10 protein-coding genes are annotated in these 12,118 nt (G+C 67.7%); 6 read left to right on the top strand and 4 right to left on the bottom strand.

Translation table 11 applies throughout. The features are described 5' to 3' along the window. Positions 1–37 precede the first annotated feature (37 nt). The gene (locus tag BBK82_RS38330) at positions 38–562 is read left to right on the top strand and encodes a hypothetical protein (RefSeq protein WP_065919313.1); all 525 of its coding nucleotides are present in this window, start codon (positions 38–40) and stop codon (positions 560–562) included. A 6-nt stretch (positions 563–568) separates the two neighbouring features. Here the strand turns inward: BBK82_RS38330 and BBK82_RS52055 are convergent, their stop codons facing one another. Further along, on the bottom strand, positions 569–970 hold the full coding sequence (locus BBK82_RS52055) for a hypothetical protein (protein ID WP_065919312.1): 402 nt from the start codon (positions 968–970) through the stop codon (positions 569–571). A 226-nt stretch (positions 971–1,196) separates the two neighbouring features. Here BBK82_RS52055 and BBK82_RS38320 point away from each other — a divergent pair, with 226 nt between their 5' ends. Beyond that, positions 1,197–3,059: a protein-arginine deiminase family protein gene (locus BBK82_RS38320; RefSeq protein ID WP_170068035.1), complete on the top strand. Its 1,863-nt coding sequence runs from the start codon at positions 1,197–1,199 to the stop codon at positions 3,057–3,059. 47 nt (positions 3,060–3,106) lie between these two features. Here the strand turns inward: BBK82_RS38320 and BBK82_RS38315 are convergent, their stop codons facing one another. From BBK82_RS38315 to BBK82_RS38305, 3 genes are all read right to left on the bottom strand, one after another. Then, the gene (locus BBK82_RS38315; protein ID WP_065919310.1) at positions 3,107–3,910 is read right to left on the bottom strand and encodes a hypothetical protein; all 804 of its coding nucleotides are present in this window, start codon (positions 3,908–3,910) and stop codon (positions 3,107–3,109) included. Between the two features lie 109 nt (positions 3,911–4,019). Further along, on the bottom strand, positions 4,020–5,495 hold the full coding sequence (locus BBK82_RS38310) for a hypothetical protein (RefSeq protein ID WP_065919309.1): 1,476 nt from the start codon (positions 5,493–5,495) through the stop codon (positions 4,020–4,022). 7 nt (positions 5,496–5,502) lie between these two features. Beyond that, a complete protein-coding gene (locus BBK82_RS38305) occupies positions 5,503–5,748 on the bottom strand; it encodes a hypothetical protein (RefSeq protein ID WP_154697760.1) in 246 nt (81 codons plus the stop codon). A gap of 115 nt (positions 5,749–5,863) precedes the next feature. Between BBK82_RS38305 and BBK82_RS38300 the strand changes: the two genes are divergently transcribed. The 4 genes from BBK82_RS38300 (at position 5,864) to BBK82_RS38285 (ending at position 12,081) form a co-directional block, all read left to right on the top strand. Continuing rightward, on the top strand, positions 5,864–7,027 hold the full coding sequence (locus BBK82_RS38300) for an LLM class flavin-dependent oxidoreductase (protein WP_065921687.1): 1,164 nt from the start codon (positions 5,864–5,866) through the stop codon (positions 7,025–7,027). Positions 7,028–7,156: 129 nt separating this feature from the next. Continuing rightward, positions 7,157–7,894, top strand: a complete 738-nt coding sequence (locus tag BBK82_RS51060) for an NB-ARC domain-containing protein (RefSeq protein ID WP_170068034.1) — start codon at positions 7,157–7,159, stop codon at positions 7,892–7,894. Beyond that, positions 7,852–9,261: a tetratricopeptide repeat protein gene (locus tag BBK82_RS38290; protein WP_071812765.1), complete on the top strand. Its 1,410-nt coding sequence runs from the start codon at positions 7,852–7,854 to the stop codon at positions 9,259–9,261. The genes BBK82_RS51060 and BBK82_RS38290 overlap by 43 nt, the downstream gene beginning before the upstream one ends. 48 nt (positions 9,262–9,309) lie before the next feature. After that, entirely contained in the window at positions 9,310–12,081 is a 2,772-nt protein-coding gene (locus tag BBK82_RS38285; protein WP_071812764.1) for a tetratricopeptide repeat protein, read from the top strand. Positions 12,082–12,118: the final 37 nt, after the last annotated feature.

The following is a 12,118-nucleotide window of genomic DNA, read 5'->3' as shown; positions in this document are numbered from 1 at the left end:
GGTACGCCGAGGCGACCGAGGCGTTCGAAACGGCGCTGTGCTTGGCCCGCGACCTCGGCGACGCAACGGCACCGCCCTCGCGCTGGCAGGCCTGGCCGGCGTCGCGAGCGACCTCGACCGGCCCTACGAGGCCGCGCACCGCATCGCCGCGGCACGCTCGGCGCTGGCCGACAGCGACCACGCCCAGGGCTCGACCGAGGTGCTGCTGACCGCCGTGCAGGTCGAACTGCGCTCCGGCCTCCCGCAGACCTCGCTACCGGACCACGTGCCGCCGTCGTGGACCGCCAAGGTCGAATCCGCACGGGCCGCCGCCGCACTGGCCGAGGGACGCCCAGCCGCCTGCCTCGACCACTGCACCCGAGCGGTCGAGGCGGCGACCCGCTGCGGCCAGCAACTCGTGCTGGCCAGAACCCTCGTCACGTCCGGCAACGCCCACGCCGACACGGGAGACCATGCACGCGCGACCGCCGACTGGCAGGCCGCGCACACGTTGTTCACCGAGATCGGCACACCCGAACGCGACCACACGGCGGCCCTGCTGGCACACAACGCCGCCGTGTGAACGGATTCAGTTCTGGTTCTTCCAGGTGGCGTCGTCGCAGTACGAGTGGCTGCCGTTCTTCGAAAGGCAGATCCGGAAGTCGTACGCCCGGCCCTCGGTCAGGTCGTACGGCTCACCGAGCGACGCGCGGAAGGTCTGGCACCGCCCCTCCCCGCCGATCGTGTACGTGTACTGCACCGCGTTGCTGTTGCTGTCGCGCACCCGCAGGTAGACCGAGTGCCCGTCTTCCTCGATGTCGCACAGCTTCACCACGTCCCCGTTGGCCGTGAACTCGACCTTGCCGCCGGGGTCGCCGTCGTCGGTGTACATCCACTCGTCCGCCGCGTGCGCCGGCGAGGCCATCGTCAGCGACAACGCGATGGCCGCGGCGGTGGTGCCGACGGCGGCCAGGGTCTGCCTCAGCTTCATGCGGTCTTCCCCTCAGTCGGTGCTCACCCGGCTTCCCGGGCGGCATGGGGGAAGTTTCGCGACGGCCCGCATGGAATCCGCATGTTCGCCGCACGGCCGTCCACCTTGCGCGTGCGTCACCCGAATGGCCTGCACCGGAGGATGGACGCGTAGTCGCCCGAAGGATGATGCGGGCGCACGGCGGGGCTCCCTATCGTCGGGTGGAGGCGATCTTGAGGGGGATCTCGTGCGGAAACGTGCTGCCGCCGGCGTGCTCGCGCTGGCCGGGGTGATGGTGACGGGGGTGCCTGCCGCTGCGGCGCCGGGGCCGGTGTTGCTGGCCGACACCAACAGGAGTGGCGCGCTCGACTGGGCCGACCTGCCGGGCAAGGGAAGGTGGTCGCCGCAGCGAGGGGCGATCTTCCTGCCGAACGTCGATGATGACGCGAAGCGTTGCAAGGTCACCGACGCGGACATGGCCGACAACTCTCTTGCGGTCGACGCACGGCTCGCTGCGTGCAACGACGCGCAGGACGACGTGGTGAACGGTCCGCAGGACGTGGCGGACTTCGCGCCGTTGCGCACGATGCCGCGCAACGTGTCGCAGAACGGCACCGTGTCGCTCGGTGCCGGTGAGGGCCGGTACGCGCGGCTGTGGGTCGAGCGGGACGGGGCGTGGGCGTCGCTGGGGGAGAGCGGCGTGCTGACCGCGGCCGAGCTGCGACGCGGTGTCCGGCTGGGGCTCGAGGGCCGGGACGTCATCAGGGACAAGGCCGTGTGGAACGGCGTGGTCACGGTGTCGGTGACGGCAGGCGGCACGGACTCGGTGCAGCTGCGGGTGGCGCCCCTGATCATGCAGAACGACCTGCGCGCGCCGCGCCGGGTGGTGACCTCGGAGCCGCCGGTGCCGGAGCTGCGGGCAGGCTACGACGAGTTCCGCGCGGGCCTGCGCCAGGCGATGGAGGCCGCGAACCTGCCGGAGTCCGCGTTGACCGCGGTGACCAACTACGACCGGTGGTTCCAGGACATTCTCGAACCCACCACGGCCAGCATGCCGGGCCCCGGCGGCAAGCCCCAGGTGATGCACGTGCTCCTGCGCAGCGCCAACTACCGCCCCGCCGTCGAGTGGGAGGGCGAGCTCTACCCGCCGTCACTGCGCCCGGCGGGCAAGGTGGCGTTCGCGACCCTGCGCGGCCCGAACGTCGGCGTCGTCCAGCAGTACACCGACCAGCGCGGCCCCGCCGTCGACGACAGCCTCAACTCCACCGGCAACTACGAAAGCCTGCCGCCCTACCGCGGCCACGAGCTCGGCCGCCCGCTCTACGGCAGCACGCCGGACCGCCGGCCCGACCCGACCTTCACCACGCTGATCGGCTCCCAGTACGCCGAACCGGTCGTGATCGACACGTCCTGGCTGGTGGTCGGTCACTCCGACGAGACCGTGCACGTCATCCCGGCCCGCAACGCCCGCGGCTGGACGCTGATGGTCGCCGACCCACGGCTCGCCGTCGACGTGCTGCGTCAAGCCACAAAGGACGGTCACGGCGGCGCGGTGTTGTTCGACGGCACCGCCGAACCGGTGAAGCCGACCATCGACGCGGCACTCGCCGATCCGAAGTTCCTGGAGCAGAACGACACCGCGGCCCGCCACATCGACACCCAGCTCGCCGTGCTGCTGCGGGAAACCGGCCTCACCACGAGCGACCTGGTGCGAGTGCCGGTGCTGTTCGAGCAGTACACCTGGGAGCAGCTCGCGACCGAGACCGCCGCCCTGACCGAGTCCGGCCGCGTCACCCGCTCGATGATCGTCGACCTCCGCGACCGCATGAAGGCCGGCAAGGCCCCGCGCACCGCGTTCGCCGCGCACACCGCAGGCATCCCGAACGGCATCTCGCTCGGTGGTGGAGTGTTCGGCGCGCCCGATCCGCACGGGCCGCGGGTGGACGGGATCGATCTGTTCAAGCGGGAGACGGAGAGGGCGCTGGCGGGGACGCCTGTGCGGGTGCGTTGGGTGGAGGACTGGCAGTTCCTGCACAAGGGGCTCGGTGAGGTGCACTGCGGGACGAACGCTCTGCGCGAGCCGACCCGCGCGGACTGGTGGCGCGCCTGAGCTTCATCGCCGGGGTGGTCGTCCGATGTGCGGCCACCCCGGATCGCTCAACGGGGGCGCGTGCGGGCGAGGTGGTGCGTGAATGAGATGGCACCGATCGTTGAGACGACCATCGCGACATAAGGGATGGCCTCCAAGGGGTCCGGCTCGGAACGGCTCGTGAGGAAGGCCGACAGGACCGCGAAGAGGATCGAGGTCGCCACGACGGCGGCGATGGCTGTTCTGGCGAGGGATTGAACGGCGCGGTCTCGTTCGGCGAAAGTGACGGTCGTCTTCCGGTGTCGGAGGTAGTCGATCGTGCTCAACGAGATCTGCGTGGCGATGAGAAGCCACGAGACTTCGTGGATGGGTTCGGCGCCGGGCTTTTCGTGGGCGATCTGGTTGAAGTCCTGGACGCTCAGGTAGATGAACAACAAAATCAGCGGTGTCAGGACGGTGATGAGCAACGAGCGGAGGAAGTCGCCCACGGCGTCAGCCGGGTTTCCTTGGGCGACAGCGCTCACGTCGTCGAACGTCAGCACCATCGCGTAGATCAGGAGCAGCCCCGCTGTGGCGAAGCCGACCCCGCCGACGAGTTCGAGAGTCGCGGCTCGGATCTTTCCGGGTGTGTCGCCGGCGAGCACGGCGTAGTTCAGGCTTGCCAGCACCAGGCCGATGAAGCAGACGACCAGCATCCGTGTTGCGGAGTTGAACTGCGAGTTTCCTCCCGCAGCCCGTTGCGACGGTATCAACCGTGCGGTCAGCAGAACCATGATTGCCGCAAAGGCGAAGCCAGCGAGCACACCGGCCAGCTGCGAGTAGAACCCTGCTGTTTCCACGATGTCGAAAGCCGGTCTGCTGTCCGGTGTCATCGCCTCGCCTCGGAGTGCTGGAGGGTGGTGATCGGTGACATCGACGGTCTTCAGGTTGCTGTTACGGATCCGGCCCGGATTACACGAGACCGGTGACGATCCAGTCGATCTACCAGCAGGTCGCGAGCAGCTCCTCGATCTCACCGGCGCTGAGCGAGGGGTTGCTCGCGGCCGCCTGCCGCACCGACGGCCCCGCCTCGGCCAGCAGCTGCCGGAGCCGGTCGTGCGGCAGACAAGGGTTCGCCGCCGCCGCCTCGCGCACGACGAGTTCGTCGTCCTCCAGCAGCTGCAGCACCAGGTCCGCCGGCAGGTCCGCACGGTCGGCGATCGCGTGCCGCTCCAGCACCCACTCGGCGCGGGCGTGCCGGCGCACGGTCTCGACCGGTAGCCGGGGATGGCGCAGCAACCCCAGGCGGCTGCGGCCCGATTGCTGGTCGAGCACGTCGACGAGCACGGCCGGTTGCACGTCGTCGTAGCGCAGGCACACGGCGAAGCGGATGTGCACGTCAGGGTCCGCGGCCAGTTGTTGCACGGCTGACGGTGGCAGGTCGTCGGCGAGGGTCACCGCGTAGCGCAGGTTCGGGTTCGGGTGGTCGAGGTAGGGCAGCAGTTCGTCGGTGCTCGCGCGGGCGGGGATCAGTGAGAACACCGTCACCCTGTTGTCGTCGAAGGCGGTCAGGCGCTGCAGGAAACGGCTCGGCAGGTCCGATCGGCGCAGGAGGGTGTTGTGGACAGCGGGGTCGTTCGTGGCTACCAGGGCTTCGAGGATCGGCTCTGGCAGGTGGGGGTTATCGGCCAGTGCGACGCGCAGAGCAGTGTCTTGCAGGAAGACCTGCATCTGCTCGATGGGCAGGCTTGGGTTTGCGGCGAGCGCACGGTGCAGGCTCGGATTGGTGAGCAGGCGAGCCAGGAGCTCGGGGTTGAGTTCGACGAGCGTGACGGCGGAGTCGTAGAAGTACTCTTCGTCCTCGTAAAGCGCGGCCAGCTCGGGTGTGATCGTTGCCGTTGGCGTGTAGATGCCGGTTGTTCGCAACGCCGTGATGCGCACATCGCGGTCCTGGTCAGCCATCAGGCCGTGCAGTACCTCAGCCGGCATCTCGTCCAGGGCAGCACTGCTGCGCACGGACGAGTCGTCGTCGCCGGCCAGTACGACGCGTACGGCCTGAGGGATGTAGTGGTTCTGTCCCAAGGCGCTGCGCACGTCCGCGTCTGGGTCCGCCGCCAGGCGGAGGTAGACCTCCTCGGGCAACGGCTCCGCAGGCAGGGGATCGCCGTAGTGGGGACGGTCGAGCCAAGAACCCGGCCACCGCGCCACCTCGCGGCGGACGTCGGGGTCGTCGTCCCCGGCGAGCGCGACCCGGACCGCCTCCGGAGTCGACGGGTGGGCGGCCAGGCGGTGGCGCACGTCGGCGCTGTCGTGAACGGCCAGCACCTCCGCCACCGGCGCGGGCAGGTGGGTGCGGTCGAGGAGGGCGGCGGACGGCAACAGCGAATCGCGCTGCGGGTGATCCGCCAGCCTCAGCAGAACGGCGTGCGGCGCGGACGGGTTGGCGGCGAGGCCGCACAGCACCGGGAGGTTCCCCATCGGGTGATCATGCCGGATCTCCCCGGGCGCCGGTGCACAGTTGTCCGATCTCGGCGGCGGTGAGGGAAGGGTTGCTCGCGGCTGTTTGGCGGATGTTGGGCAACTTGTCGGCCAACGCCTGCCGGAGTCGATCGGCGGGCAGCGCGGGATTGGCGGCACCGGCAGCCCTCACGTCATCGTCCAGCCGCAGCAGCACCTCGTCCGGCGCGCTCACGTCCCACAGCCCCGATAACCGATTTGCGGCGTTCTCCATAGTTTCAGTGTCGACCAAGATAAAACCGTTCCGCGGCATTTGCATGGGAGACGTAACGACCTGATCGCTCAGAGAGACATCAGCCGTGGTGTCCGCACGAGGTGAGGGTGTGCCGATGAAGATCGACCTGTTCAACGAGATCCAGAACCCCGGCCCTGCCCCCGAGCAGTTCCGCTTCCGCCAGGCCATCGACCAGGCCCGCCTCGCCGACGAGCTCGGGTACGGGTGCTGGTGGCAGGTCGAGCACCACGGCGCCGGCGAGTTCAGCCTGTCCTCCGCGCCCGAGCTGATGCTCGCCGCCCTGTCCCAGCAGACCTCCCGGATCCGCCTCGGGCACGCGGCCGTCCTCGCGCCCGGCCGGTTCAACCACCCGATCCGCGTGGCCGAGCGCGCCGCCACCCTCGACCACCTCAGCGGCGGCCGCGTGGAGCTCGGCCTCACCCGCTCCACCATTCCCGAGTGGAACCTCTTCGGCATCGAGCCCGCCGACGCCCGCGCCCAGACGGCGGAGGCGTTCGAGATGGTGCCGAAGATGTGGACCACCGACCGCTTCTCGCACACCGGACAGCACTACGACGTCCCCGAGGTCTCGGTCGTCCCCAAGCCCCTGCAGACCCCGCACCCACCGCTCTGGCAAGCCGCCGCCTCCCCGACGTCGTTCGAGGAGGCCGGCCGTCGCGGCGTCGGTGTCCTCGGCACCACCATCTGGGAGTCCATCGACCGGGTGGCCCGCATGATCGACCTCTACCGCGCGGCCGCCGCGGAGTGCACCTCGCCGGTGGGCTCGTTCGTCAACAACCAGGTCGCCTACTTCACCTTCGTGCACTGCGCCGAGACCGACGAACAGGCCATGCGCAACGGTGCCGCCGCCGCAGCTGCCTGGTACACGGTCACGGCCCTGCGCTTCTTCAACGCCGCCGCCGAGTTCGCCGCGACCATGCAACGCCACCAGGACATCCTCGCCGCGGGCGACGGCGGGCTGACCGGGGAGTTCCTGCGCGCCGAGGCGGACGCCGCGCCGACCGACGCGCAGCTCGCGATCGGTCGGGTCCTGCAGGGTGAGGACGTGCCCGACGACGAGCTGTTCGAGGTGTTGTCGGCGCAGCAGTCGCTGATCGTCGGGAGCCCGGACACGTGCCGCAAGAAGCTGCAGGCGTATGCGGACCTGGGGATCGACCGGTTGATGTGCCTGCAGCAGATCGGGCCGATCGGGGCGGACGAGGTGATGACGAGCATCAGGCTGATCGGGGAGCTGATCCCGGAGTTCGACCGACCTTGACCTTCACCTGACGGGCTTCGAAGCCGGTGTTCTCGACGCTGGTCAACCGCGCTGTCGCCGGATCGGGGGCTGAATTCCCAACTGATGATCGTCACGATGGACAAGAGCGGACACCGGGGAGGTATCGCAGTGGGCGAAGCAGGTGCCGTCGAGAGCTTCCCGGTCATCAACCTGAGCTACGGGGCAGGAACCGCTGCCCAGGTCGGTACGGTCCACGGGGGTCTTCACGTTTCCACCGGCAAGGTGGGAGGGCCGTCCACGCAACCTCGTCAACTGCCTGCGGACGTCGCCCAGTTCACCGGACGAGCAGCGGAGCTCCGCCGTCTTGACCTGCTCGGCACGTCCGCGGGTCCGTCCGTCGCGGTGATCTCCGGCCTTCCCGGCATCGGCAAGTCGGCGCTTGCGGTGCGGTGGGCGCACTCGGTCGCGGACCGGTTTTCCGATGGGCAGCTGTTCGCGGATCTGGGTGGCGATGAGCCGGCAGCGGCTGCGACGACGTTGTCGGCATTCCTGCGGGCACTTGGGGTGTCCCGGCCAGACGAGTGGACGGATGTGGCTGAACGGGCGGCTCACCTGCGGACGTTGTTGAGCGGACGTCGTGTGCTGATGGTGCTCGACAACGCGCACTCGGCGGAGCAGGTTCGTCCGTTGCTGCCCGGCAGTGACACGTGTGCGGTCGTGGTCACCAGCAGGAGCCAGCTGACCAGCGTCGCTGTCCAGGCTGCTGCGGTGCGGATCACGCTCGAACCCTTGTCCATGACGTCGGCGTCGAGCTGCTTTCGCGTGCGATCGGTGGCCGTGTCGCGGCGGAGACGTCGTCGGCGGTGCGGATCGTCGACCGGTGCGGAGGGCTGCCGCTGGCCTTGACGGTGCTCGCGCACCACGCGGCCGGTCGTCCGGCATTGCGACTGACCGAGGTGGCCGCGGAGTTGGAGGACCAAAGGCGGCGTCTCGACCTCCTCAGCGGTGACGACCCGGCGTTTTCGGTGCGGGCGGCGTTCTCCCGGTCTTACCGCGATCTCCCGTCAGATGCCTCTGCTGCGTTTCGGTTGATCGGGCGGTTGCCCGGCCGGTCTGTGCACATCGCCGCTTTCGCCGCAGCCGCCGAGTTGGACGTTGCGGCAGCGACCAGGTCGTTGAACCGGTTGGTGCGGCAACACTTGGTTTCAGAGCCGAGGCCCGGGGTCTACATGATGCACGATGTGCTGCGGTTCTACGCCGCCGAGTTGGCGGACCTGCACGGTGACGACGGCCGAGCGGTGCGTCGCTTGTTCGACCACTACCTGGCGAGTGCGGTGCGTGCGGATCGGTTGATCACACCGAACCGGTATCAGGTCGCAGATGCCGCTGCCGCCGATGCGTCCACGGGCGTCGCCCACGTGGACGCTGAAGCGGCGAGGAGTTGGATGCGGGCAGAGCTTCCGGTCCTTCTCGCACTGTTCCAAGTGGATGATCCGGCCCTGGACATATACATCTGGCAGCTTGCCTACACGCTCCGCGGGTACTTCTATCTCGCCAGGGAACTGGATGCGTGGCTCCAGACGCACCAGGTCGCGCTGCGGTCGGCGTTGCGCCTCGGTGACCAACGCGCGGAAGCGCTGACACGAAACAATCTGGGCATGGTGCTGACTGCGGTCCGGCGGTTCGACGAAGCTGTTGACGAGCACCATCAGGCGCACGCGCTGTTCGAAGCGATCGGTGAGTTCCGGGGAATGAGCGACTGCCTGGCGAACATCGGTGCGTTGCTGAGCAGGCAGGAACGGTACGAGGAAGCTCTGCTTTATCAGCAGGACGCGCTGCGCTATTACCTCGACGCCGGGCTGAGCCGCAACAGCGGCATCACCTTGAGGAGCATGGCGAACACCTATCTTGCGCTCGGACAGCTGGACGAGGGGGTGCGCTGCGCGGAGGAGGCCCTCAGTCTTGCGCTCGCGGGTGAGCACGGCCTCGACATCGCGCAGGCGGGGAACATCCTCGGCACAGCACGGGAGCGAACTGCCGATCATGTACGAGCGGAGATCGCGCTGCGGCAGGCTCTCGTGCACGCGGAATCGTGCGGTAGCGTACGGGAACAAGCCAAGGCGCATTGGGTGCTGGGTGAGGTGGCACTCGCAACCGGACGGCGTGCGGATGCCGAATCATCGTTCAACGCAGCAGTGCACCTTTACGAGCGAGCAGGCTCTTCTCTCGCAAATTCCGTGCGAGAGATAATAGGCAGCCTTCGCGACGCGTGATCTGCGCGCTTCCGCAGGTTCATGTGGACTGCGCGCTATCGTTCGAGCGTGCCGCACTCGTCCCGCTCTGGAAAAAAGATCTTCGGCTCCTACTCGGGCCCATCGCTGGCCCGCATGGTGCAGATACTCGACCGGTTGGCAGCGAATGGGCACGACACGTTCATCGACAGGGTGGGCAACCGCTTCGGGGATCCGGTGTCCGCCAACGTCGAGGAGGCGTTGCGAACCAGTACGCTGTGCTTGGTCTACTACTCGGAACGTTACGAACTGCGTCACGCGTGCCAGTTCGAGCTCATGCAGGCGCTGTCAGCTGATGTGCGTGAGGGCGGGCAGATGCGTACGGTGGTCATCAATCCTGAGTCGTCCAAAGCGCACGTCCAGCCGGCTGTGCTGAAAGACCAGATCTACCTCACGGACGATGGAGGTGATGCGGACCTCGCTCGAATCATTGACGAGGTCGAGCGCCATCTTGCACGGCTCACCGGCACCTATAAGGGAATCGACTTCTCCGCGTTGCCACGCATGGTCGGCGGCCGCCCAGGCGTCGCACCTAAAGTGCGTCGCTACAGCGCGATGTGGCGACTGGAGAGGGCGTTGCACGCGCAGCGCTACAGGCTGACACATCAGCCCACAAACGGAATCGCGGTGCTGACGGGACTCCGAGGGGTCGGCAAGACGACTCTTGCGGACGACTACATCATGCATTTCGCTCATGCGTACCAGGTGGTGATCCGGGTCGATCTGGCTGACGCCACCGGTCCTACTGCGCAGAGCACACTCCGTGACGTCGTGACCGAGGCGAACAACACGCTCCTCACGTCGAAGGGGCATGCGCTGGTCGTGATCGACAGTGTCCCGGCAGGTCTGCCCATAGGCGACTTCGGCGCCGCTCTCGACAACGTCGACGTGCTCTTGTTGATCATCTCTGAGCACACCGAGTACGCAGCCCTCGGCCAGGAGGTGCGGCTCGGCGGCTTGACCGACGACGAGTCCATGGTGCTGGTCCACCGCCTGCACCCGTTCGATGAGAATGGTCCAGAGGCTGAGCAGGTGCGGGAACTCGCCACCGCCGTTGACAACCACGCGATGGCCCTGTCGGCGCTGGCAAGGTCCGCGACCGCCCGACGTGGCCTGACCACATTGACCGAGCACGTCGGCCGTGTTCTGGACGGCACCTCGGACACGATGACGAAGGTCGCGGAGATCTTCGTCGACCGCCTTGACGAGTTGGACGACGAGTATCAACGGGCGACGTTGCGAGTCCTCGCGGCGTGCGGTCCGGCTGCGATGCCAGCTCGTCAGCTTCGAAACCTGTTGTCCAGCCTCGGAATGGACCAGAATCGGGTCCTCGAGTCGGTGGAGTCGCTGCAGACCATGTTGCTGGTGCGGCAGGTGGGTGCGGCCTGGCAAACACACGGTCTGATCAGACAAGCCGTGCGCAGCCACCTCGACGCCAGGACGATTGATTGGATCGCGTCCACCTATGCGAAGCATCTGGTGGCCGTGCTGCGTCCCGGTCGGGCAGGGCATGGGGAACAGGACTGGAACCTCCTGGTGCGCCACGCTCGTTTCCTCGTTGAACAGCCGATCGTCGAGACGATTACCGTCAATGCTTTGTTGCCGCTCATCGCGCGGGAGTTGCGGGTGGACGGGCGGCTGGGCTCGGCGGCCAGGTACCTGGACCGGCTGGTCGCAGCGGGCCCGGGAGACCCGCAGATCGTGCTGGAAGCGGCGGCCGACCATTACGACGTCGGCGAATACGAAGAAGTTGTGACGATGACCTCGCGAGCGTTCCTGTCCAGTTCGGGCCGCGAGAGGGTTCTGCTGTCGTGCGTGCACGCTTCCACGTTGGACGCACTCGGCCGGTTCGCCGACGCGGAACCGCACTGGCGGGCCGCGACTGACGCGGCCACTCTGAACAGTCTGACCGAGGCTGAGCGAGTCAAGGTTCGCTTGAGGTGGATCCGGGGACAGCGCCTGCGCGGGGTGCTCAAGGCGAGCGCGGCCGCTCTGGAGGAGTTGCTGACGACGCCGGAGTTGAGGTCGTCCGAGGACCTGAGGCTGTTGGCGCTGATCGAGCTCGCGCACATCCAACTGCTCACCGGAGCGCAGAACGCGGCCAGGAGCAACGCGCGGCAAGTGCTCGACCACTTCGCGGCGAAGAAGCAACAGCACCACGCGGCGGCGGCAGAGGCCGAATACGTGCTGGCAACCGCGCAGTTGCAACTGCAGTTCACCGAGCTCAAGGCCAGACCGGACAGGTGGGTGGAGGCCGAGGCGCGGTTCCTCCGGCTGGCAGACGAGTTGGAGGAGCAGTACGGCGCGCGGAACGCGAAGGTGCTGGCGTGCAGGGTCAACGCGGACTGGGCGCTGATCTCGCACGGTCAACCGAAGAAGGCCTTGGACAGCACCGCGGTCTTGCTGCCAGTGGTGCGCGAACGACTCGGCGAGCACCATCCTCTGGTGCTGCGCGAGCACTATGTGCGGGGACTCGCACATTCTCAGCTGGGCGAGATCGTCGAAGGGGCGGACGAGCTGGGCACCGCACATCGCGGGCAACTAACGACGCTCGGTATCGTGCACCCGGAGACGCTGCGGACGCAGTTCGAGTTGGCGATAGCGTTGAAGCTCAGAGATCATGACGGCGACAACCGCCGGGCCAACGTGTTGCTCGACGAGGTTTGGAAGCACGCGAACCACGTCACAGGCTGGCTGGACGACCTGCCTTGGCAAGCTTTCTTCGGGGCTACGCTGGTGCGCTGGACGCCGGTCCGGGCGTTGCGCGGTATTCATCGCGCCAACCACAAGCACAAGTGGTAACCCGGTGTGATCGGCGAGGTGCTCGACCACACCGGCT

Source organism: Lentzea guizhouensis (assembly GCF_001701025.1).
In the GTDB taxonomy this organism is placed as follows: Bacteria; Actinomycetota; Actinomycetes; order Mycobacteriales; family Pseudonocardiaceae; genus Lentzea; species Lentzea guizhouensis.
This window is presented reverse-complemented; position numbering and strand designations above follow the sequence as displayed.

What these genes read in the sequence shown, in the direction of transcription:
- BBK82_RS52055 (WP_065919312.1), bottom strand. Translation starts at nt 970, where the DNA reads ATGAAGCTGAGGCAGACCCTGGCCGCCGTCGGCACCACCGCCGCGGCC.
- BBK82_RS38315 (WP_065919310.1), bottom strand. Translation starts at nt 3,910, where the DNA reads ATGACACCGGACAGCAGACCGGCTTTCGACATCGTGGAAACAGCAGGG.
- BBK82_RS38310 (WP_065919309.1), bottom strand. Translation starts at nt 5,495, where the DNA reads ATGGGGAACCTCCCGGTGCTGTGCGGCCTCGCCGCCAACCCGTCCGCG.
- BBK82_RS38305 (WP_154697760.1), bottom strand. Translation starts at nt 5,748, where the DNA reads ATGGAGAACGCCGCAAATCGGTTATCGGGGCTGTGGGACGTGAGCGCG.
- BBK82_RS38300 (WP_065921687.1), top strand. Translation starts at nt 5,864, where the DNA reads ATGAAGATCGACCTGTTCAACGAGATCCAGAACCCCGGCCCTGCCCCC.